The sequence below is a fragment of the Pseudarthrobacter raffinosi genome, from assembly GCF_023913835.1.
GTDB classification, from domain to species: domain Bacteria; phylum Actinomycetota; class Actinomycetes; order Actinomycetales; family Micrococcaceae; genus Arthrobacter; species Arthrobacter raffinosi.
The window spans coordinates 102,725-125,225 of record NZ_JAMXBG010000007.1 but is presented as its reverse complement, the minus strand read 5'-3'; the positions used below and the strand labels follow the sequence as shown (position 1 = coordinate 125,225).

16 protein-coding genes are annotated in these 22,501 nt (G+C 65.5%); 9 read left to right on the top strand and 7 right to left on the bottom strand.

Translation table 11 applies throughout. From position 1 onward, the window contains the following. Complete coding sequence (locus NG697_RS09070) at window positions 1-1,593, bottom strand: cytochrome ubiquinol oxidase subunit I (RefSeq protein ID WP_252600168.1); 1,593 nt, start codon at window positions 1,591-1,593, stop codon at window positions 1-3. Window positions 1,594-1,856: 263 nt separating this feature from the next. Here NG697_RS09070 and NG697_RS09065 point away from each other — a divergent pair, with 263 nt between their 5' ends. Both NG697_RS09065 and NG697_RS09060 read left to right on the top strand, forming a co-directional pair. After that, entirely contained in the window at window positions 1,857-2,243 is a 387-nt protein-coding gene (locus NG697_RS09065; RefSeq protein ID WP_056345326.1) for a BlaI/MecI/CopY family transcriptional regulator, read from the top strand. Between the two features lie 6 nt (window positions 2,244-2,249). Continuing rightward, the gene (locus tag NG697_RS09060) at window positions 2,250-3,275 is read left to right on the top strand and encodes a M56 family metallopeptidase (protein WP_252600167.1); all 1,026 of its coding nucleotides are present in this window, start codon (window positions 2,250-2,252) and stop codon (window positions 3,273-3,275) included. A gap of 81 nt (window positions 3,276-3,356) precedes the next feature. On the opposite strand, the gene NG697_RS09055 is transcribed toward NG697_RS09060, so the two are convergent. After that, window positions 3,357-5,465: a DNA gyrase/topoisomerase IV subunit B gene (locus tag NG697_RS09055; protein WP_252600166.1), complete on the bottom strand. Its 2,109-nt coding sequence runs from the start codon at window positions 5,463-5,465 to the stop codon at window positions 3,357-3,359. Between the two features lie 256 nt (window positions 5,466-5,721). Here NG697_RS09055 and NG697_RS09050 point away from each other — a divergent pair, with 256 nt between their 5' ends. Beyond that, window positions 5,722-5,943, top strand: coding sequence for a DUF7455 domain-containing protein (locus NG697_RS09050; protein ID WP_056345317.1), 222 nt, complete (start codon window positions 5,722-5,724; stop codon window positions 5,941-5,943). 168 nt (window positions 5,944-6,111) lie between these two features. Here NG697_RS09050 and NG697_RS09045 read toward each other — a convergent pair whose 3' ends face one another. From NG697_RS09045 to NG697_RS09030, 4 genes are all read right to left on the bottom strand, one after another. Beyond that, window positions 6,112-7,419 carry an RNA polymerase sigma factor gene (locus NG697_RS09045; protein WP_058929344.1) on the bottom strand — a complete coding sequence of 436 codons (1,308 nt, stop codon included), beginning with the start codon at window positions 7,417-7,419 and terminating at the stop codon, window positions 6,112-6,114. Window positions 7,420-7,685: 266 nt separating this feature from the next. Further along, entirely contained in the window at window positions 7,686-8,945 is a 1,260-nt protein-coding gene (locus NG697_RS09040; RefSeq protein WP_252614042.1) for a DUF4192 domain-containing protein, read from the bottom strand. 81 nt (window positions 8,946-9,026) lie between these two features. Next, window positions 9,027-10,388 carry an MFS transporter gene (locus tag NG697_RS09035; protein WP_252614041.1) on the bottom strand — a complete coding sequence of 454 codons (1,362 nt, stop codon included), beginning with the start codon at window positions 10,386-10,388 and terminating at the stop codon, window positions 9,027-9,029. Between the two features lie 70 nt (window positions 10,389-10,458). Beyond that, the gene (locus NG697_RS09030; protein WP_252600163.1) at window positions 10,459-11,397 is read right to left on the bottom strand and encodes a proteasome assembly chaperone family protein; all 939 of its coding nucleotides are present in this window, start codon (window positions 11,395-11,397) and stop codon (window positions 10,459-10,461) included. 260 nt (window positions 11,398-11,657) lie between these two features. Here NG697_RS09030 and NG697_RS09025 point away from each other — a divergent pair, with 260 nt between their 5' ends. The 5 genes from NG697_RS09025 (at window position 11,658) to NG697_RS09005 (ending at window position 17,873) form a co-directional block, all read left to right on the top strand. Further along, entirely contained in the window at window positions 11,658-13,184 is a 1,527-nt protein-coding gene (locus NG697_RS09025) for a leucyl aminopeptidase (RefSeq protein ID WP_252600162.1), read from the top strand. A gap of 283 nt (window positions 13,185-13,467) precedes the next feature. Further along, on the top strand, window positions 13,468-14,850 hold the full coding sequence (lpdA, locus tag NG697_RS09020; RefSeq protein WP_252614040.1) for a dihydrolipoyl dehydrogenase: 1,383 nt from the start codon (window positions 13,468-13,470) through the stop codon (window positions 14,848-14,850). 124 nt (window positions 14,851-14,974) lie between these two features. Further along, window positions 14,975-16,699, top strand: a complete 1,725-nt coding sequence (gene sucB / locus NG697_RS09015; protein ID WP_252614039.1) for a 2-oxoglutarate dehydrogenase, E2 component, dihydrolipoamide succinyltransferase — start codon at window positions 14,975-14,977, stop codon at window positions 16,697-16,699. A 162-nt stretch (window positions 16,700-16,861) separates the two neighbouring features. Next, on the top strand, window positions 16,862-17,212 hold the full coding sequence (locus NG697_RS09010; RefSeq protein WP_252614038.1) for a hypothetical protein: 351 nt from the start codon (window positions 16,862-16,864) through the stop codon (window positions 17,210-17,212). A gap of 232 nt (window positions 17,213-17,444) precedes the next feature. Beyond that, complete coding sequence (locus tag NG697_RS09005; protein WP_252614037.1) at window positions 17,445-17,873, top strand: OsmC family protein; 429 nt, start codon at window positions 17,445-17,447, stop codon at window positions 17,871-17,873. A 125-nt stretch (window positions 17,874-17,998) separates the two neighbouring features. On the opposite strand, the gene NG697_RS09000 is transcribed toward NG697_RS09005, so the two are convergent. Then, a complete protein-coding gene (locus NG697_RS09000; protein ID WP_252609148.1) occupies window positions 17,999-21,490 on the bottom strand; it encodes a S41 family peptidase in 3,492 nt (1,163 codons plus the stop codon). A gap of 74 nt (window positions 21,491-21,564) precedes the next feature. Between NG697_RS09000 and NG697_RS08995 the strand changes: the two genes are divergently transcribed. After that, on the top strand, window positions 21,565-22,458 hold the full coding sequence (locus NG697_RS08995) for a TIGR01777 family oxidoreductase (protein ID WP_252600156.1): 894 nt from the start codon (window positions 21,565-21,567) through the stop codon (window positions 22,456-22,458). Window positions 22,459-22,501 lie beyond the last annotated feature (43 nt).

Sequence of the window (22,501 nt, the reverse complement as noted above, 5' to 3'; positions counted from 1 at the left end):
TTAGTAGGCGAATGCCAGGACGTCGTCGGCGGGCTTGCCAGTGCCGGGGCCCTTGCTGGCGTCCCCGTTTTTGTCGGCCGGCGTGTGGGCCAGTTCCGGCATCGCGGACACCACACCGCCCCGGATGAACTTGACCAGGAGCTTGACCTCAACCACCAGCAGCGCAGCGTAGACGGCGGTCAGGACGATCAGTGACGTCAGCAGCTCACCGGCCGACACTCCCGGTGAGACTGCGGCCGCGGTGAACATAAACACCTGGTCGATGCCGTTCAGGTCCGGGTTGGGGGCCACCACAAACGGCTGTCGGCCCATCTCGGTGAAAATCCAGCCGGCCGCGTTGGCGCCGAACGGGGCCAGGATGCCGAACACCGCCAGGCGCATCAGCCAACGGGACGCGGGCACCGTGCCATTCCGGGTAACCCAGAGCGCAATGAGCGCCGCCAGTGCCGCAAGGCCGCCGAAGCCGATCATCATCCGGAAGCCCCAGTAGGTGACTTCCATAACCGGGACGTACTCGATCTCCTGGCCGGCCCGCTCGCCGTAGATCGGGTTGTCCGGCAGGTGGGTTCCGTAGTCGGCCTTGTACTGGTCCAGGAGTCCGTTGACGCCCCTGACCTCGGTGGTGAAGTCGCCATTGGCCAGGAAGGAGAGGATGCCCGGAACTTCGATCAGGGCCACAATCTCATCGCAGTTCCTGGAGCCAAGGTTCCCGACGCTGAGCACGGAGAAACCGGTGCCGTCGTGGCACGCGGCCTCAGCCGCGGCCATCTTCATAGGCTGCTGCTCAAACATGAGTTTGCCCTGCAGGTCGCCGGTCAGGGCGGTACCGGCGAACGAGATCATGGCGACGACGGCGCCGATCCGCAACGAGCGGATCCACACTTTGTAATCGGTCCGGTCCCGGCCGGGGATGGCGGCTTCGCCGGGAATCACCTTCCCGTCGGCGCCGATGGTGTCGATGCCGTCCGTGCGCCTGCGCCAGAGATGGTACCAGGCGATGCCCAGGAGGAAACCGCCGGCAACGGCCAGCGCTCCCATCAGCGTGTGCGGAAAGGCCACCAGGGCCGTGTTGTTGGTGAACACGGCCCAGGCGTCGGTCATGACCGGCCGGCCGTCAATGATCTCCGCGCCCACCGGATGCTGCATCCAGCTGTTGGCCACGATGATGAAGTAGGCGGAGAACACCGATCCCACCACGGCCACCCAGAGGCAGGCCAGGTGGATGCCAGGCTTCAGCTGCTTCCAGCCGAAGATCCACAGGCCCAGGAACGTGGACTCAACGAAGAAGGCCAGCAGCGACTCCAGGGCCAGCGGCGCCCCGAACACGTCTCCAACGAAGCGGCTGTACTCGCTCCAGGCCATGCCGAACTGGAACTCCTGCACAATGCCGGTGGCCACGCCCATGATGAAGTTGATCAGGAAGAGCTTGCCCCAGAACTTGGTCATCCGGAGGTATTCCACCTTGCCGGTGCGGTGCCAGAACGTCTGCATCACGGCCACCACCAGGCCCAGTCCGATGGTGAGCGGCACCATCATGAAGTGGTAGACGGTGGTGATGCCGAATTGCCAGCGTGCGATTTCCAGAGCTTCCACAGCAGTCCCTCGGGTTGGCGGTGCAATTTTTCTACGTGACGTAGAACTTTGACTTCTACAGAGTGTAGAACAATGCGGCGGGCACTGTAAACCAACAGTTCCACCTGGAAGTGGCTCCCACAAGGCCGCGGCGCGCCGAGTGTTCTACCGTACGTAGAAACTCAGGCGAAAAACAGGTAAATTTGTTTTTGTATCTGTAGCGCATAGTGCAGTCACCGCGGCCGTCAACGGCCCGGTGCGGGGAAATCGAAGGAAGTATTGCAATGGCAAGTCTTGGCGAACTGGAACGGGCAGTGATGGATCTGCTCTGGGCGGGCCACGAAGCAGCCACCGCGAATACCCTGCGCGACAGACTGGCAACAACCACCGAGGCAAAAGGGGATGCTGCCGGGCATGAGGGCAAGGAGCTTGCCGTCACCACGGTCCTGACCGTCCTCTCACGGCTTGAGAAGAAGGGCCTTGTGGAGCGTGAACGCGGTATGCGGCCGCACCGCTACCAGGCCGTTTCCAGCAGGGAAGACCACACGGCCGAGCTGATGCACGAAGTGCTGGGCTCAGCGCCTGACCGTGAAGCCGTGCTGGCACGGTTCATTGGCTCCGTTACGGACAGTGAAGCGGAAACGCTGCGCAAGCTGCTTGGCCACATCTAGCGGACCATGTTCTGGACCTCGTACCTGCTGGCGGTCCTCGCGATAGTCCTGGCGTGGCCAGTGCCTATCCTGCTTTCCCGTGCCTCGTGGCCTGCCCGGTCACCGTTCACGGCCATGCTGCTGTGGCAGGCAATAGCACTTGCGGGCGGGCTGTCCATGATCGGCGCCATGCTGGTCTACGGGCTTGAACCGATCGGAGACAACCTCATCTCCGGGCTTCGCGGGCTGGCGGATATGGTTCTGTTCAACGCGCCCACCACGGCCTTGGGCTTCTGGCATCTGTTCGCCCTGTCCGCCGCGGCGCTGCTCACCGCCCACCTGGTCTTCACCCTCTTGCTGACCTACTACAAGATCGAACGGCAGCGGCGTCGGCACCGGGAACTCCTGGCCCTGTTGGCCGCCCCGTCCGTCGACGCGGCCCGCACGGTGGTCATCAGCCACGATTCACCCGTCGCCTATTGCCTGCCCGGCGGGGCCCGCTCCGTGACGGTGCTCTCGGACGGCCTGATGGCCGCGCTGGAGCCGGCTGAGTTGCGGGCCGTCCTGAGCCACGAGAATGCCCACCTCAACCAGCGCCACCATCTTCTGCTCTGGGCGTTTGCCGCGTGGCGCCAGGCACTCCCCTGGTTGCCCACCACCCGCCTCGCTCAGGAGGCGGTGAACTCGCTCATCGAAATGCTGGCTGACGACGTCGCGTTGAAGTCGGAAGGCAAAGCCACACTCATCAAGGCGATCGCCATTGTGGCCAGCGGACCTACCGGAGGTATGACGGCAGGGATGGGGGCGGGGATGGCGGGAAGCATGGCGGCCGCCGCCATACCGTCCGCGCACCCCGGCCTTGCCCTGGACGGACTTGAGGCGCCCACAGGCGCCGTCTCTGGTTCTGCCCGGACCACTATCTCCCGGGTCAGCCGGCTGCTGTCCCCTGAGCCGCAGTTGCCTGCCGCCGCCCGCGGGCTGGTGCTTGCCGGCTCCGCCTTGCTCCTGGCCGTGCCCACCGCCCTGCTGATCGTGCCGGGCCTGCTGGGCTGAACCGACGCCGCGGATGGAACCGCCGTCCGGACTAAACCCCGGCATGGGCTGTGCCGACGCCGGCCTCGCCATCACAGGACATCAGGCGTCGATCCGCTCCCGGTCCAGGCTGGAGGCGCCGGCGATGATGAAGTCCTTGCGCGGGGCAACATCGGATCCCATCAGCAGGTCGAACGTGTCTTCGGCATGCTTGGCATTCTCGATCCCCACCTTGCGGAGCGTCCGGTGCCGCGGGTCCATGGTGGTCTCGGCAAGTTGTCCGGCGTCCATCTCGCCCAGGCCCTTGTACCGCTGGATCGGTTCCTTGTAGCGCTTGCCTTCCTTGGCCAGCCGGGCCAGGAGCACATGGAGTTCCGCCTCCGAGTAGGTGTAGATCATCTCGTTGGCTTTCTGCCCGGCGTTGATGACCTCCACCCGGTGCAGCGGCGGCACGGCAGCATAGACCCGTCCGGCGTCGATCATGGGGCGCATGTACCGGAAGAAGAGTGTCAGCAGCAGGGTCCGGATGTGGGCGCCGTCGACGTCGGCGTCGGTCATGAGAATGACCTTGCCGTACCGGGCCGCGTTGATGTCGAAGCTGCGTCCGGATCCCGCACCCACCACCTGGATCAGCGCAGCGCACTCCGTGTTGGACAGCATGTCCCCCACGGACGCCTTCTGCACGTTCAGGATCTTGCCGCGAATGGGCAGCAGCGCCTGGAAGTCCGAGGACCGCGCCAGCTTGGCGGTTCCCAGTGCGGAGTCGCCTTCCACGATGAAGAGTTCGGAACGGTCGACGTCGTCCGTCCGGCAGTCGGCAAGCTTGGTGGGCATGGACGAGGTTTCCAGGGCATTCTTGCGCCGCTGGGTTTCTTTGTGCACCCGCGCGGAAATCCTGGACTTCATCTCGCTGACGATCTTTTCCAGGAGCAGCGCTGAGTGGGCTTTGTCGTTCCGGTTGGCCGAATTCAGCTTTGCGGTGATCTCCTGCTCCACCACTTTCGACACGATGGCGCGGACGGCGGAGGTGCCTAGGATTTCCTTCGTCTGGCCTTCGAACTGCGGTTCGGCCAGCCGGACCGTCAGGACAGCTGTCAGGCCGGCGAAGATGTCATCCTTCTCGATCTTGTCGTTGCCGGCCTTCAGCTTGCGGGCGTTGGCCTCCACTGCTTTCCTGAACGTCTTGACCAGCGCCTGCTCGAAGCCCGACTGGTGGGTTCCGCCTTTGGGCGTGGCGATGATGTTGACGAAGCTGCGGACGGTGCTGTCATAGCCGATGCCCCACCGGAGAGCCACGTCCACTTCGCAGTCACGTTCAACCTCGGCGAGCTGGCTATGGCCCCGTTCGTCGAGTACCGGCACGGTTTCCTTGAATTTGCCTGAGCCGTGCAGCCGCCAGACGTCGGTCACTCCGGGATCGGCGGCGAGGAACTCGACGAACTCGGACAGGCCGCCGTCGTGGTGGAACACCTCTTCGTGGCCGGCTGCTTCACCGGGGGTACCGGGCAGCCTGCGCTCATCGCGGACGGTGAGCTTGAGTCCCGGTACCAGGAAGGACGTCTGGCGCGCCCGTGCGGCCAGTTCGTCGTAGGAGAACTTGGCGTCCGGCGTGAAAATCTGGCGGTCCGCCCAGTAGCGGATCCGGGTCCCGGTCACACCACGCTTCGCCTTGCCCACCACATCGAGCACCGAGCCGTCCACAAACGGCGCAAACACCGCCGACGGGTCCAGCTTGGATCCCTGGTCCTTGAAGCGCCCAGGCTCGCCGCGCCGGAACGACATTTTGTAGGTCTTGCTGCCGCGGTCCACTTCAACGTCCAGGCGCGCAGACAGGGCGTTCACCACGGAGGCGCCCACGCCGTGCAGGCCGCCGGAGGCCGTGTAGGACCCGCCGCCGAACTTGCCGCCCGCATGGAGCTTGGTGAAGACCACCTCGACGCCGGTGAGCCCCGTCTTGGGTTCCGTGTCCACAGGGATGCCGCGGCCGTCGTCGTGGATTTCCACCGAGTTGTCCGCGTGCAGGATGATCTTGATGTCGTGTCCAAATCCGGCAAGCGCTTCGTCCACCGAGTTGTCGATGATCTCCCACAGGCAGTGCATCAGCCCGCGCGAATCGGTGGAACCGATGTACATGCCGGGGCGCTTGCGGACGGCCTCGAGGCCCTCCAGGACAGAAAGGTGCCGGGCGGTGTAATCAGAACTTGGTGCCACGGGTTGTGAACTCCTTCAGTGACGGAACAGCTGGCGCTGCGGGCGCTCCATCAAGCCTAGTCGGCGCGGCAGCAGACAGCGGGCTGCCACACTTCCCACGGGCTGTGGGCAAGGCCACTCGTTATCTTTCCGTGACCGAAACCGGCGGCTTGATCAATTCTTGTGGCTACGCGGACAGCGAACTTGACCCGTCCTTGCGATGGGATTGGTACGAATACTGGTTATATGGACATACAGATCTACTAAGGAGGCCGACATGACAACAGCAGTGGCAGACCGCACACTCAACGCACTGGACCGGTGCGATCGTTGCGGGGCTCAGGCATATGTCCGCGTTGTACTCGAGTCCTCCGGCGGTGAGCTGCTGTTCTGCGGCCACCACGCCCGTGCAATCGAGGCTACGCTGAGGCCGTTGAGCTCCGACTGGCACGACGAGACGGGCAGGCTTCACGAGAAGGCTCCCGTGTCCGTCGACTGACCAGGCGCACCACAACCTGATACACCTCGAAGAGGACCCCTCCAGCCGGAGGGGTCCTCTTCTGTCGTGAACTTGCCATGAAGCCGCAGACAGGAAAAGCGGGTCCCCTTCGGCCCATCCATCCGAAGATGATGGGCCGAAGGGGACCCGCACTGCCTGAGTCCTGATCTAGTCCAGGTAGTCTCGCAGGACCTGCGACCGTGACGGGTGGCGGAGCTTGGACATGGTCTTGGACTCGATCTGGCGGATCCGCTCACGCGTGACACCGTAGACCTTGCCAATTTCGTCTAAAGTCTTCGGCTGGCCGTCGGTCAGGCCGAAACGCATGGCCACCACGCCGGCTTCGCGCTCGGACAGAGTGTCCAGGACGGAGTGCAGCTGTTCCTGCAGGAGCGTGAAGCTCACCGCGTCGGCGGGAACCACGGCCTCGGAATCCTCGATGAGGTCACCGAACTCGGAGTCACCGTCTTCACCCAGCGGGGTGTGCAGGGAGATCGGTTCGCGGCCGTACTTCTGGACCTCGACGACCTTCTCGGGAGTCATGTCCAGTTCGAGGGCCAGCTCTTCGGGTGTGGGTTCGCGGCCCAGGTCCTGGAGCATCTGGCGCTGCACGCGGGCCAGCTTGTTGATGACTTCAACCATGTGCACCGGGATGCGGATGGTACGGGCCTGGTCTGCCATGGCCCGGGTAATGGCCTGGCGGATCCACCACGTGGCGTACGTGGAGAACTTGAAGCCCTTGGTGTAGTCGAACTTCTCAACAGCGCGGATGAGGCCCAGGTTGCCTTCCTGGATAAGGTCCAGGAACAGCATGCCGCGGCCGGTGTAGCGCTTGGCCAGCGAGACCACGAGGCGGAGGTTGGCTTCGAGCAGGTGGTTCTTGGCGCGCTTGCCGTCGTGGATGACGAACTCAAGTTCACGCTTGAACTTGGGGTCCATCGAGCCGTCGTCGGCGTTGATTTTCTCTTCGGCGAAGAGTCCGGCTTCGATCCGGAGGGCGAGGTCAACTTCCTGCTCGGCATTGAGCAGCGCAACCTTACCGATCTGCTTGAGGTAGTCCTTGACGGGGTCAGCCGTGGCGCCAGCCGACATCACCTGCTGGACAGGGGCATCGTCATCATCGGCATCCGAGTAGACAAAACCCTTGCCCGTGGCTGCTGATGCGGCCTTGGCGGCGTTAATCTCGCTGTCGTCGGCGATGTTGATGTCGTCGAGGTCTTCCTCAACGTCCTCATCATCGTCCGATGCGCCGCGGGCTGATTTTCCGGCTGCTTCGGCAGCGGCTTTGGCGCCGGGCTTGGGCCCGCGCTTCTTGGGCTCAGGCTTGCCGTCCAAACCGGTGTCACCGGAGGCATCCTTGATGGCTTTGTTGGCTGCCCGCGTCGCTGCTCGCTTGGCGTTCGTTGCAGCCTGCTTCGCCTCAGGGGACAAATCGTCCTGGGCGGCGGGTTCCTTCTTCGCGGAAGACGGGGTCACAGAAAACCTTTCTAGCGGCGGTCTGTGGAATCACCATACGGGCAACACCACTATGACCCTGTCAAGTCCGTGATGAATATCAGGTGCAACCACGGCCGGCAGAGTCTACAAGTAGAACTGCCGGGGCGGCTGTAATGTTCCCAACGGGGCTTCATCACATGCACTTGATTCACGGACCCAACCGGGTCTCGGCAACCATTGTCTCACGGTTTTCCCAAACCCGACCTCAACGCTGCCCCCATCCAAACCGGTCAGGCGGAATTCGGTCAGGCTGCATCCGGTTCGAATTTCCGCCAGGCGGCCTCTTTCCGTGCAGCCCAGCCGCAGAGGCTGCCGCGCCGGACCAGCTCAAGCATGAGTTCGGCGAGCCGGTAGCCTGGCTCCTCGTCAAGGGCGCGGCCGAGGTACGCAGCAGCGTAGGAGCCCCTACCCCTGCACCACGCGATCCACCCACGCCCGGTCAGCGCGGCTGCACCGGCCTGCCCGCCGCACGCCGACAGCTGTTCCAGCACTTTGTCCAGGCTGTTAAGGGTGTGCCAGGCAGGAACCACCGGGTCCAGACCCAACAGGACTTCACCATATCCTGGAATGGCAGGCATGCTGCGAGTACCGGGTCCGGTAGCACGCGTTCCGGCAGGCTCCCGTCCTGTCAGTCCGGCTCCCGACGCTGGAAGTCCGGATGGTAAGGGCCCCGGGAGCATGGGCCCCACCGGAGCCAGAATGCAGCCGACATCGAAGATGCCGAACATCTCGGCACCCGCCAGGGCAGCCGCCTGACCGGCGGCGGCCATCACCAGGACGGCGTCACGCCAGGCGGGGACCCGGAGCGACGCGCGTAGGAAGGCAACGTCATTGACGGGCAGAGGCCCAGGCTGGTTGGCCAGCAGGGCCTCCCACTGGACCATCAGCTGGCCGAACTGTTCCCTGCTCCCCCGTCGCCGGTCCAGCTGTGCCGCCCACGTGGCCTCAGAGGCAAGGACGGCTGCCCGGTCCTCGCCGGAAAGCAGGGATGGAGGATGCGCCCCGTACTCCGGCGCGGGCCCAACGCTGCTGCCGCGGAAGACCATCTCGGCATTAAGCATGCTGTCCCGGATCGCCTGAACAGACCGGCCCGGCGAGGGGCAGCAGGACGGATCGGTGCAGAAAGCATCACGCCAGAAGGAGTCGCCGACATACCAGGCGTCCCGCACCGGCATCCCCGCGGCGCCTAGGACCCTCTGGAGTGCATCCAATAGCCCGCGGTAGGTTCCAGGTGGTTCCATCCAGCCGTCGTTGGTGACGCATGCCAACAAGGCGGCGTCGGCATTCTTGTCAGCCAGGAGATAATCGCGCACCGTGCGCGCGTACTCCCGCGGGTCCGCGAGGGTTTCCGGGCCTGGAAGATCCAGCCTCAGGGTTGCTCCCAGCCGGTTCCCCTGCAGGGTCATCGCAACCAGGCTGTCGGCCGGCCAGTAGCCCAGGGAATGCGGAATGAACCCGAGGATGTCTTCAGGGCCTCGGACGGTCAGGTGTTCTGAAGGTTTCATGGTTCCAGCTTTGGCGCCGCGCGAGCCGCGGTGAAGCGCCAACTTGCCGTATGTGAATAACCTGCCTGTTCAGGAAAGGTGTCAGTCTTTATCCGCGCGGTCCTTGGTCTCGGACGGCTGGCGACGCTGGGCCAGGTTCGCCCGCCGCTGCTGCGCCATGGCCCGAAACAATGGTGCCACCACAACACCTTGCGCTGCCATCTGGCGCCGTACTTTGCGCCGACAGACAATCGTCATGGCGGCGCCAAAGCCCAGCAGCAGGAACTGTACGCTGAGCGCGATCCGGAACGGTTCCAACCCGTACAGGACGCCGTCGGAATAGCCGCTGGCCAGCAGGACGTCCAGCACCAGGCCGATCAGGAAGATGGCCACGAGGGCCGCGATAAAGCCGCCCACATTCACGATGCCCGTTGCGGTTCCGATCCTGTGCGCCGGATTGAACGTCCGTGCGAAATCAAACCCGATCATCGATCCCGGCCCCCCGATGGCCAGGACGACCACCAGGCACGCCAGCAGCCATAGCGGGGAACGGCCAGGCATCAGCAGCACCGCGGCCCAGGCAGAGGCCGTGGCGCCGGCGATGAGCAGGACCATCGTTGACCGGCGAAGCGGGTGGCGGGAAACGAACTGCCCAATGAAGGGGCCCACCGCCATCGCCGCCGCAACGTACAAGGTCATCAGGCCGGCCACGGTTCCGGCATCCAGGCCCTGCCCCGAGATCAGGAACGGATAGCCCCAGGTCATGGCGAAGACGGTGCCGCTGAACTGGATGGTGAAGTGGCTCCACATCCCCAGCCGGGTGCCAGGCTGGCGCCATGCCCGCGCGAGCGAGGCGCCTGTGGCCTTCAACCCCTGCTGCGCCTGCGGCGCGGGCGCACCGGGCGGGTGGTCCTTCAAGAGCACCAGCACCAGGACAACCGCCACGCCCGCCATGCCCGCCAGCATCAGGAAACCGGAGGTCCAGCCGAAGGAATGCAGGACAAAGGCGAAGGGAAGCACACTGAAAAGCTGCCCGAGCTGGCCTGACATGCCCGTCAGCTGGGTGACCAGGGGAACCCTGGCCGGCGCGAACCACAACGGAATCAGGCGGATCACGGAAATAAAGGTCATGGCGTCCCCGGCGCCCACCAGAACCCGCCCCGCCACACCGCCGGGGATGGTGTCGGCGAAGGCCAACTGGAGCTGGCCAAGACCCATCAGGACGGCTCCACCGGCGATCATGGCGCGCGAGCCGAATCTGTCCACCAGCAGGCCCACGGGGATCTGCAGGCCGGCGTAGACCAGCAATTGCAGCACCGTAAAGAAGGAGATGGCAGACGCGCCGGCATGGAACCGCTCGGTGGCCTCAAGTCCCACCACACCGAATGACGTGCGCTGGGAGACGGCCACAAGGTAGGCGAAGATGCCGATGGTCCAGATCAGCCAGGCTCGGGGTGCAGTCACCCCCTCATTATGCCCGGGCTGCTGCCCGGACCAGGGCAAGCGTCTGCCAGGCGGACGCCGTGGGGCGGGGCTACGGGTGCGGGTTCTCGCGGGCCAAGTAGGCCTCCACTGCCGCGCCCAGCTCGTCCCCGTTGGGCAGTTCGTCATTTTCATCGGCCAGGAGGGAGCGCCGGACTGTGCCTTCGGCCTTCTCGTCGTACCGCTCCTCCAGCCGGGTGACCACCTGCTGCACATCTTCGGAGGCGGCCACCTGCTCGGCGATCTGGCGCCCCACTTCCCGGCCCGCTTCGCGCAGCCGGTCCGCCGGCAGCATCAGGGACGTCGCGGCACCGAGGAATTCGAGTCCGGCGACGGCGGCCGGCGGGTACTCCGCCTCAGCGAGGTAGTGCGGAACGTGGATCACGTAGCCGGCAACATTGCGCCCGGCTTCCATCAGCCGCAGCTCCAGAATGTGGCCCACGGCCGCCGGAACGTCAACGGTGGGCTTCCAGACCGAGATGCCCTCGATCAGTTCCGGACGGTTGCCGTGGACGGTCACACCCACCGGGCGCGTGTGCGGCACCGGCATGGGAATGGAGTGGATCCAGGTCACGAGGTTCACGTCCAGCTTTTCCACAATGCCGACGACGGCGCGCGCGAACCGCTCCCATTGAAGGTCGGGTTCAAAACCGGCCAGCAGCAGGAAGGGGCTGCCGAGCCCGTCCGTCAGCTTGTACAGCGCCAGCTTCGGCTGCTGATAGTCCTGCAAGTGATCCTCCACAAAGGAGATGTGGGGCCGCCGCGACCGGTAGTCGATGAGCTGGTCGGCGTCGAACACCGCCACCGTCTCGGCGTCGAGGGTGTCCAGGAGCTCCGCATTGATCTGCTTCACCACGTGGCCGGCATCGGCGAAGCCAGTGAAACCCATCACCAGGTTCAGCCCGCGGAGCGCCGGGCTGTGGAACAGCTCGATGTTGCTCGCATAGAGCGCATCGGGGTCCAGCAGGGAACCGGAAATCCGTTCAAGCACGGCGTCGTCCTTTCAAGGAGTCGGGTGAATATCTTGTACAACGCGGCCAGGCACCCCTGAATTCCGCCAGCGGGTGTGGCGCAGGTCTCAGGAGATTCCGCTGCCGCGGCCCGCAGCGGCTACGATCGTGAATGGCCCGCCGGACGGGTTTACCGGCACCCCGGCGACGTCCCGATCGGACGGCCGCCGGATTTCCATGGCCGAGCGCCTGACATCCATACCAGCGCGAACAGCCTTTTCGAGAATTGAGGACTTACCCCGTGGTCAAGAATACTGAAATCAACCTTAGTACCCTCGCTAAGGACCTGAAGAGGACCCCCAGTGACGCCGTTGTCATCGGCGTGGGACAGGGATCGGACGGCCCCGTCCTGCTTGAGAATCCGCTGACCGCAAAATCGGCTGAAGCGCTAACTGACTCCCTGAAGGTCCTGGGCGTCACCGGCGCCGCTGACCAGGTCGTCCGGCTGCCCGGCCTGCCGGAAACGGGTTCCGGGGTCCTGGTCCTCGCCGGCGTCGGCAAGGTGGCCGCTGGCCGCCCGCTGACCGAAGAGGCCCTGCGGCGTGCCGCAGGTTCCGCCGTCCGCCAGCTCAGCGGCCTGCCCACCGTTGTCCTCGCGCTCCCAACGGCGGGAGTCGCCGACGTCGCGGCGGTGGCCGAAGGTGCGGCCCTGGGAGCCTATTCGTTCACCGAGTACCGGTCGTCCAACGACGGGCTGAAGGATCCGGTCCGCAACGCGGTGATCTACACGGACGTTACCGCCAATGATGCGCTGCGCTCTGCGCTGACGCGGGCAGGCCTGATCGGCAAAGCCGTCAACGCCACGCGGTCCCTGGTCAACCAGCCGCCCAGCCACCTCTACCCCGAATCCTTTGCGGAAGCCGCCAAGGAACTGTCCAAGGGCCTGCCTGTTAAGGTCACGGTCTGGGACGAAAAGCGCCTGGAAAAGGAAGGCTTCGGCGGCATCATGGGCGTGGGCAAGGGGTCCACGCGCCAGCCCCGCCTGGTGAAGGTCGAATACGCCCCTGCAAAGGCCACCGCAAAAATCGCCTTGGTGGGCAAGGGCATCACGTTCGACACCGGCGGAATTTCGATCAAGCCGGCCCTTGGCATGGGTGACATGAAGAGCGATATGGCAGGCGCCGCCGTCGTCCTTAATACTGTGCTGGCCATCGCGGGACTTGGCCTGCCGGTGAAGGCGACCGCCTGGCTCTGCATCGCAGAAAACATGCCCTCCGGTGCGGCCTCACGGCCGGCGGATGTCCTTACCATGTTCGGCGGCAAGACCGTTGAGGTGCTGAACACCGATGCCGAGGGCCGCCTGGTCATGGCAGACGGCATCGTCGCGGCGAGCCTCGAATACCCTGACGCCATCATCGACGTCGCCACCCTCACCGGTGCGCAGCTCATCGCCCTCGGCAACAGGACCGCCGGCGTGATGGGCTCTGACAGTGTCACCGGGCCACTCAAGGCCGCCGCCGACCGTGCGGGCGAACTGGTGTGGCCCATGCCGCTGCCGGAGGAACTGCGCCCGAGCATCGACTCCCAGGTGGCCGACCTCGCCAATATCGGTGAGCGCCACGGCGGCATGATGACCGCGGCTGTTTTCCTGCGCGAGTTTGTGGGCAAGGGCAAAGACGGGGAGCAGATCCCCTGGGCGCACATCGACATCGCCGGCCCCTCCTTCAACAACGGAAGCCCTTACGGCTACACCCACAAACAGGGCACGGGCTGCACGGTCCGCACACTGGTTGCCTACGTGGAGGACATGCTGGCGGCTGCCGTCTGACCCCCGGGGAACCCTGACCCGTGCTGTTGAGTTGTCACGCGGCCGTTTGACCTGCGACCACAGAACCGGCCGTGATCCCTTGGCCACATGGCCGCGTGACACTCGACACAAGCGCCCCACAAAGGCGGCGCCAAGGTGGAGCATGGATGAGGGGTTCGCTAAGGTGAACCCCGGTAGTCACAAATGCACGAGAACCTGCCTGCTGGCATAATCACGGCAGTACAAGTTCCAAGACCAGATGATGCGCACGATCGCGTCATCGTTCACGCGAGGGAGCGTCTAAGTGGCCGATCAGGCAACTGCGCAAGAATTCGAGATCCTGGTACTAGGTGGCGGCAGCGGCGGATACGCCACGGCCCTGCGTGCCGTACAGCTTGGCTTGACCGTTGGTCTGGTTGAGAAGGCCAAACTGGGCGGCACCTGCCTGCACAACGGCTGTATCCCCACCAAGGCCCTGCTGCACTCCGCAGAAGTTGCCGACCACGCCCGCGACGGCGCCAAGTACGGCGTGAACGTGGAGCTCCAGTCCATCGACATGACCGCCGTGAACGCCTACAAAGACGGCATCATTGCCGGTAAGTTCAAGGGCCTGCAGGGTCTGATCAAGGGCAAGGGCATCACCGTCATTGAGGGCGAAGGCAAGCTCACCGCCCCGGACACCATCACCGTGAACGGCACGGCCTACAAGGGCAAGAACATCGTCCTCGCCACCGGCTCCTACTCCCGCTCCCTTCCGGGCCTGGAAATCGGCGGCCGCGTGATCACCTCCGACGAAGCCCTGAAGATGGACTACGTGCCCAAGAGCGTCATCGTCCTGGGCGGCGGCGTCATCGGCGTCGAATTCGCTTCGGTATGGAAGTCCTTCGCCGTGGACGTCACCATCATTGAGGGCCTGCCGTCCCTGGTGCCCAACGAGGACGCATCCATCATCAAGGTCCTGGAGCGCAGCTTCAAGAAGCGCGGCATCAAGTTCAACACCGGCACCTTCTTCCAGGGCGTCGAGCAGGACAACGACGGCGTCAAGGTCACCCTGGTGGACGGCAAGACCTTCGAAGCAGACCTTCTGCTCGTTGCTGTCGGACGCGGACCGTCCACGGCGGGCCTGGGGTTCGAAGAAGCGGGAGTCACGGTTGATCGCGGCTTCGTGATCACCAACGAACGCCTCCACACCGGCGTCGGCAACGTCTACGCCGTCGGCGACATCGTTCCCGGCGTGCAGCTGGCACACCGCGGTTTCCAGCAGGGCATCTTCGTCGCCGAAGAAATCGCCGGCTTGAAGCCCGTGGTTGTCGACGACATCAACGTCCCCAAGGTCACCTACTGCGATCCCGAGATTGCCTCGGTGGGTTACTCCGAGAAGGCCGCCAAGGAGAAGTTCGGCGAAGACAGGGTTGAAAGCACGGAATACAACCTGGCCGGAAACGGCAAGAGCGCCATTCTGGGCACCGGCGGCATCATCAAGTTCGTCCGCGAAAAAGACGGCCCTGTTGTTGGCGTCCACATGATCGGCACCCGCGTCGGCGAGCAGATCGGCGAAGCCCAGCTGATCGTCAACTGGGAAGCCTACCCGGAAGATGTTGCCGGACTCATCCACGCGCACCCGACGCAGAACGAGGCACTCGGCGAGGCCGCAATGGCCCTGGCCGGTCGCCCGCTTCACGGCTAATTACAGCCAGCAGCACAGCAAGACAACAGGGCTTAGTGCACCCGGCGTGACCCGCCGGGTGCACTAAGCTCGAACAAGCCAGCCATCATCCGCACAAAAGATCAATAAGGAGAACGGGGACGACATGTCTGAATCCGTTAACTTGCCCGCCCTCGGTGAGAGCGTCACCGAAGGAACCGTCACCCGCTGGCTCAAGCAGGTAGGTGACCGGGTAGAGGTGGACGAACCGCTGCTCGAGGTTTCCACCGACAAAGTAGACACCGAAATCCCCTCTCCGATTGCCGGCATCATCGAGGAAATCCTCGTAGCCGAAGACGAGACCGCTGAAGTAGGCGCTCCCCTGGTCCGCATCGGCGACGGCTCCGGCGGCGGCGCAGCCCCCGAAGCAGCAGCACCGGCTGCAGAGGCCCCGGCCGAGGAAGCCCCGGCCGAGGAAGCCCCGGCCGCAGAAGCACCGGCTGCAGAAGCTCCCGCAGCGGCAGCACCCGCCGCTTCGGACGGCGAAAGCCACGATGTCACCCTCCCGGCACTGGGCGAAAGCGTCACCGAAGGAACCGTCACACGCTGGCTGAAGGCCGTGGGCGACACCGTTGCAGTGGACGAACCGCTGCTCGAGGTATCCACGGACAAGGTTGACACCGAAATCCCGTCCCCCGTCGCTGGAACGCTGCAGGAAATCCGGGTCAACGAAGACGAAACCGCCGAAGTTGGCGCCGTCCTCGCCGTCATCGGCTCCGGCGCGGCAGCCTCCGCACCGGCCCCAGCTGCAGCGCCGGCACCCGCCGCCGCGCCTGCCGCACCGGCGCCCGCAGCGGCACCGGCACCCGAAGCACCCAAGGCAGAGCCTGCTCCGGCGGCACCTGCCGCGGCAGCAGCACCTGCTCCCGCTACGGCCCCGGCACCCGCGGCCGAGCCTGCTGCCGGCGGCGAATCCGGCTACGTGACTCCCCTGGTCCGGAAGCTGGCCAACCAGCACGGCGTGGACGTCGCATCACTGTCCGGTACCGGCGTCGGCGGGCGCATCCGCAAGCAGGACGTCCTCGCCGCGGCAGAAGCCAAGGCCGCTCCCGCTGCAGCAGCACCGGCCAAGCCGTCCGCCGCTCCAGCCGGCCCGGCTGCCTCCTCCCTGCGTGGCACCACGCAGAAGGCACCCCGCATCCGCCAGGTCATCGCCCGCCGTATGCGCGAATCCCTCGAAATCTCCACGCAGCTCACTCAGGTGCACGAGGTGGACATGACCAAGGTGGCCAAGCTCCGCCTGAAGGCCAAGAACTCCTTCCTGGCCCAGAACGGCGTCAAGCTCACCTTCCTGCCGTTCATCGCCAAGGCCGTGGCCGAGGCCCTCAAGCAGCACCCCAAGCTCAACGCTGCGTACGACGAGGACAAGCAGGAAATCACATACCACAACGCCGAGCACCTGGCGATCGCAGTGGACACGGACAAGGGCCTCCTGGTTCCGGTCATCTCCGATGCCGGCAACCTGAACCTGGCCGGACTGGCCGCCAAGATCGCCGACGTTGCCGGGCGCACCCGCGACGGCAAGATCGGCCCGGACGAACTGTCCGGCGGAACGTTCAGCATCACCAACATCGGTTCGGTCGGCGCCCTGTTCGACACCCCGATCATCAACCAGCCTCAGGTCGGCATCCTGGGCACCGGCGCGATCGTCAAGCGCCCCGTGGTGGTGGCCGATGAGAACGGTGACGACTCGATCGCCATCCGCTCCATGATGTACCTGTCCCTCACGTACGACCACCGCCTGGTGGACGGCGCGGATGCAGGCCGCTTCCTCCAGACCCTGAAGGCCCGCCTTGAAGAAGGCGCCTTCGAGGCCGACCTGGGACTCTAGCCCCAGGCCAGAACCGCACGACGGCGGTGCACGCGCCGGTGGGAAACCACCGGAAGGCGTGCACCGCCGTCGCGTTTTAAGGCGCAGCGCTGTCTCCGCCGACACACAAACTCTGCGGCCGGCCTTACTACATGATGTAGAACCCCTGCGTAGACTGATCGCATGATTATCGTGTACAACCTCGTGGTCTTCCTGCACATCGTCGGCGCCGCCATGATCGTCGGAATCTGGATCGGGAACATGAAAACCCCCACCGTCCACCCCCGGCAGTTCGACGGCGCAGCTCTTCAGCTCATCACCGGCATTGTGCTGATGGGCTTGATCCCGTCCCTGGACATGGACGCGAATTACTTCAAGCTGGGCATCAAGTTCGCCATCGCCCTGGCCGTCGGCGTGCTGGCTTTCATCGGCCGCCGCAAATACAAAAAGGGCGAAGACATCAGCAAGGGCCTGGCCCACGGAGTTGGCGGACTTGCACTGCTCAACGTGGCCATCGCCACGATGTGGAACTGAACGCCGGCTGAACCACTCACGACGGCGCCGCTCCCCCTCTGTGGGGTGCGGCGCCGTCGAAGTTTAACGGCCAAGCGGTGACCGCCACGCAGCCGCCGGGCGGCTGGGTTGCACAGTCACAATCCACTGAGAGCGGACACCCTGTGCACGGCCGCCGCTCAATCCCTAGGATTGGAACCGGCGGGGCCAGGCAACGGCCGGTCCCGGTTCGAACCGACTTTGAGGAGTGGACATGGCAGCAACACGCACCGCGCACACAGTATGGAACGGCGACCTGATGACAGGGTCGGGTCAGACCACGCTGGACAGCTCCGGCCTGGGCACATTTGAGGTTACCTGGAAGGCCCGCACCGAAGCGGCCGAGGGCAAGACCAGCCCGGAAGAGCTGATCGCCGCAGCGCACGCGAGCTGTTTCTCGATGGCGTTCAGCAATATGCTCGCCCAGGCCGGACATGCTCCGGAAGAAGTCAACACCGAAGCCGACGTGACCTTCGTTCCCGGCACCGGCATCACCGGCAGCCACCTGACGGTGTCCGCAAAGATTCCCGGCATTTCCGAAGAGGAATTCCAGAAGATCGCCGGCGAAGCCAAGGTTGGGTGCCCGGTTTCCGGCGCGCTGGCCAGCATCGACATCACCCTGGCCGCTACCCTTCAGTCCTGATCCAGCCAGGCCGCTGCCGCGTTCGCTATGAACGCTGAAGGCTCCTGAGACAGAGCAGGCCCTGCCCCGCCCGGACTATCCGGGAGGAGCGGGGCCTGCTTTGTTCTGTTGCTACCGGGCCGGCCCTATTCGCCGTGCCGGCGGGACGGCAGCGGTGCAGGCTTCAGGCGCCGGTAGCCTTCGCGGACCGGGGGCCTGTCCGTGGGCAGTTCCTGGATCATTTCCTTGAGCGCACCGATCCCGTATTCCAGCTGGGGGTCCCTGCCGGCGGCATAGGCGTGCGGCGGGTAGAGCACTTCGATGTCGGGATCCACGCCGTAGTTTTCCACGGACCAGCCCACGCCGCCACCGAACCAGGTGGCGTACCGCGGCTGGGTCACGCCGGTACCGTCGGCCAGGGAGAACCTGTTGTCGATCCCCACCACACCGCCCCACGTGCGCGTGCCGATCACCGGGCCGATCCCCCGCAGTTTGGAGACCTGGGTGATGATGTCGCCGTCGGACCCGGCAAATTCATCGGCGAGGATGATCACCGGCCCCCGCGGCGCGTGGTGCGGGTAGGTCCGCGGACGTTCGCCGCGGGGCATACTCCAGCCGGTGACCTTCCGGCCAATCAGCTCCGCCACCAGCTGGGACGTGTGTCCGCCACGGTTCCGGCGGACATCCACGATGAGTCCGTCCAGGGCAGTTTCGGTGTCCAGGTCGCGGTGCAGCTGCGCCCAGCCGTTGGCCATCATGTCCGGGATATGCAGGTACCCGTAGCGGCCGCCGGAGGCCTCCCGGACGATCCCGCGGTTCGCGGCCACCCATTCCTGGTAGCGCAGTCGCTCCTCGTCCTTGACCGGGATCACAGCGATCCTCCGCTGCTCCCCTGCCTCGACTCCATGCCCGGCTCCGTTGCGTAATGTCAGCTCCACAGCCCGTCCGGCGGCGCCCACCAGCTGCATCGCGGGGCTCACCGTGGCGGACAGCGGCACACCGTCGATAGCCAGTACTACGTCCCCGGCCATGGCGGCAGCGCCGGGCCGGGTCAGCGGCGAGGTGGCCAGCGGGTCCGAGGACTCGCCGGCCAGGATGCGGGTGATCTCCCAGCCCGCGGGTGTGAACGTGAAGTCTGCGCCAAGCCGTCCCTGGCCGTTGCTGCCGTTTTCCGTGACGGCTGCGGGCCGGACGTAGGCGTGCGAGGTGCCCAGCTCGCCGTGGAGCTCCCAGAGCAGGTCCACCAGGTCGTCGTGGGACCCCAACCGGTCAACGATCGGACGGTACCGCTTGTGGATCGACTCCCAATCCTGTCCTGCCATATCTTCTGCCCAGAAGAAGTCGCGCTGCAGGCGCCAGGCTTCGTCGAACGCCTGGCCCCAGACGCTGAGGGGGTCCATCATCACGCGGATGCGGCCCAGGTCCACCTTGACCAGCTGGCCGGATTCCTCATCGGCTTTGGCAGCAGAAGGAACCACACTGACCTGCTTGTCGTTGACCAGCACTACTTTCTTGCCATCGCCGGAGAGCCGGTAGCTGTCCAGGGCTTCCACCAGCGTGGCGGACTTACGGCGGGCAAGGTCGAACCGGACCAGGCTGGGGCGGGCGTCCTTGTCTTCCTGGCTGGCTTTGCCGTCGCCGGTGACGCCTGCCAGGGCCCAGTCCAGCCATAGCAGTGCACCCTCCGTTGACGTGAGTGACGTGTAGTTGCCCTGGGGCACCGGAACGCCGATGACACGGTGGGCCAGCCCGGCCGGATCCACGCGGACCGCGGGACCTGCCGCGGTGTCTGCGTCCGTGGTATCCGCGCTGTCCGTGTGTGCGGCAGGGGACAGGTCAACGGCGGGGCCAAACGGCGACGGCGTCGTGGCGGCCAGTGCCACCAGGTACGGCTTGATGGGGCTGGGGAAGGACAGGTCGAACGAGTGCCCGTCGTACACCGGATCAAAGCTGCGGTTGGACAGGAAGGCCAGGAACTTACCGTCCGGCGTGAAGCTTGGGGACCCGTCGCAGAAACGGCCGTCAGTGACCTCGACGATGCCGCCCGCCGGGTCCGCGGCATTGGCCAGCCGGAGCCGGCTCCGGGAACCGAACGAGGTGACAGGTTCGGACCAGGCAAGCCACTGGGAGTCAGGCGACCACGCGAGTTCCGCGATGCTGCCCTCGCCGATGCTGGTGACGAGGGAAAGCTCGCCGGTGGCTGTGTCCGCCACATAGACATCCCCGAAGGAGGTACCCACCGCAAGCCACCGGCCATCGGGGCTAACTTCCAGGGCGCTGGCGCGTGACGGCTTCGGGAAGGCGATGCGGGTCGGCAGGCCGGCCCGTCCTGCGTCGACGTCGGCTTCCGACGGGCCGTGGGCGGCGTCGGCCGGGGAGTCATCGGCCCGGGAGTCATCAGGCACCGGAACAACGACGTCGGCAGTCACCGGTGCGGACGATGCTGCCGCGGGAACCGGGCGCGGCAGTGGCGCTTCCTGGTCCCGAGCGGCTGCAGCGGTTACGGCAGCCGGGGCTGCCGTAACGGCAGGGACCACGGTGTCGGGAACCTGCGCGGCAATCTCCTTGATGTAGATCGCCTCCACGCCGTCGTGATCGGCGACGTAAGCGAGGCGGCCGCCGTCGAGCGGCCTGGGGAGCCGTGCCCGGACACCCGGCGTGGCCTCGACGATACGGGAGGGGCCGTCCTGGTGACGGAGCCAGTGAAGGGTGCCATGGGCCTCCACTGCGCTGGCGGAGCCGCTGTCATCCGGCATCACCGTGCCCAAATGTTTGGAGGTTTTCAACAGGCCCGGGCGACGCGATTGCGACGCGGAACCCAGCGAGATGTCCAGCCGTACCGCGGCAGAGGACAGATCGTGCAGGATCCAGAGCTCACCGGCAGATTCGAAGATGACCCGCCCACCGTCGGTGGACGCGTGCCGGACGTAGAAGTCCTCGTGGTCGGTGTGCCGTCGAAGATCGCCGCCGCCGGGCAGCACCGAGTACAGGTTTCCGTAACCCTCGTGGTCTGACAGGAACGCGATGCGCCCGTCCACCCACATCGGATCTGCGAGGTTTCCGTCGAGGTGGGCAACCAGGCGCTCGAACTCCCCGTTTCCGTCGGCGTCAATCCAGAGCTTGCCCGCTGTGCCGCCGCGGTACCGCTTCCACCAGGCCGGTTCACGGGAGAGCACACTGGCCAGGACAACCGGCCGCTCGTCCCCCACTTCCGGACCAAAGGCCACGGATTCGACGGGTCCGAAGGGGAGCTCCTCAGCCGACCCGCCGTCGACCGGGACGCTGTAAGCGTAGGTGTGCCGGCTTTCAGCCTGGCGGAACGCGCTGGTCACTACTGCGTCGCCGGCTGCCGTGAAGCCTTTGACCCTGGTTGTGGCGTGGCCGAAATACGTCAGTTGCCGGTAGCCACCGCCGTCCACCTCCGCCGAGACCACTTCCGGGGCGGTTCCCTGGACGACAGTCCAGACCAGCCGTTTGCCGTCAGGCGTAAAACGCGGATTGCGGGCAGGCAGCTGCAGTGACGAAACCCGCCAGGCGCGGCCGCCGCTGAGCGGCGCGATCCACACGTCGTCCTCTGCCACAAACGTGACCAGATCGCCGTGAACATGCGGAAACCGGAAGTAGCTCGAAGAAGTCATCGTTCGATCATAGTCAACTCCCGGTACGGTCCCGGGGAGGTACCGACGGCGTGCGGGCCGTGGTGAGATGGATCATGCACATCGTCATTGCCGGGGCCTCAGGGCTGATCGGGACCCATTTGTCCGCAACGCTGCGAGAGGCCGGCCATGACGTGACCACCCTCGTCCGACGCGAGCCCACGTCCGCGGCCGAAATCCGCTGGGACCCCGCAGCGCGCCGCCTGGATCCGGCGGCGCTGGCCGGCGCCGACGCAGTGGTCAACCTCTCCGGTGCCGGAATCGGGGACAGACCCTGGACCAGACGCCGGATCGACGAGCTGTTGACCTCGCGGTTGGACCCGACGCGCACACTGGTAGCGGCGATGGCGAAGCTGGAGCAGCCGCCGCAGGTCTTCGTCAGCCAGTCGGGCTCCAACTATTACGGTGACCGGGGTACTGCCGTTCTTCGCGAGAACTCGCCGAACGGCAAGGGCATTATGGCGCGGATCTGCCGTGAGTGGGAAGCAGCCGCGCACGAGGCCCCGTCAGGCGTCCGTGTTATCACTCCCCGGACGGGTGTTGTCCTCAGCCCTGCAGGCGGCGCACTGGGCCGGCTTCTGCCGCTGCTTCGCCTCGGGCTCGGTGGTCCACTCGGCAACGGCAGGCAGTACTGGCCGTGGATCACGCTTCCGGACGTCGCCGCAGCATTTCTGTTCCTCGCCGACTCCGGGCTCCACGGCCCGGTCAATGTCTGCGCCCCCGAAAACGCCGACGTTAACGCCTTGACCGGCGCACTGGCATCCGCGCTGCATCGGCCGGCATTTTTCCGCGTACCTTCGCCTGCCCTGCGCCTGGTCATGTGGAAGTTGGCCGATGAACTCATCCTTTCCAGCCAGCGGATGGAACCGGCGGCCCTGGAAGCAGCCGGCTTCCAGTGGCAGCACCCGTCACTGGCCCAGGCCGCTGCCTGGGTGGCCGGCAAACACTGAGCCTGAGTCAATGGGCTGAGCCAACAGGCTGAGCCAACGTGCT

Coding starts and splice junctions, on each gene's coding strand:
- NG697_RS09065 (WP_056345326.1), top strand. CDS start 1,857: ATGGCAAGTCTTGGCGAACTGGAACGGGCAGTGATGGATCTGCTCTGG.
- NG697_RS09060 (WP_252600167.1), top strand. CDS start 2,250: ATGTTCTGGACCTCGTACCTGCTGGCGGTCCTCGCGATAGTCCTGGCG.
- NG697_RS09050 (WP_056345317.1), top strand. CDS start 5,722: ATGACAACAGCAGTGGCAGACCGCACACTCAACGCACTGGACCGGTGC.
- NG697_RS09040 (WP_252614042.1), bottom strand. CDS start 8,945: ATGAAACCTTCAGAACACCTGACCGTCCGAGGCCCTGAAGACATCCTC.
- sucB (WP_252614039.1), top strand. CDS start 14,975: ATGTCTGAATCCGTTAACTTGCCCGCCCTCGGTGAGAGCGTCACCGAA.
- NG697_RS09010 (WP_252614038.1), top strand. CDS start 16,862: ATGATTATCGTGTACAACCTCGTGGTCTTCCTGCACATCGTCGGCGCC.
- NG697_RS09005 (WP_252614037.1), top strand. CDS start 17,445: ATGGCAGCAACACGCACCGCGCACACAGTATGGAACGGCGACCTGATG.
- NG697_RS09000 (WP_252609148.1), bottom strand. CDS start 21,490: ATGACTTCTTCGAGCTACTTCCGGTTTCCGCATGTTCACGGCGATCTG.
- NG697_RS08995 (WP_252600156.1), top strand. CDS start 21,565: ATGCACATCGTCATTGCCGGGGCCTCAGGGCTGATCGGGACCCATTTG.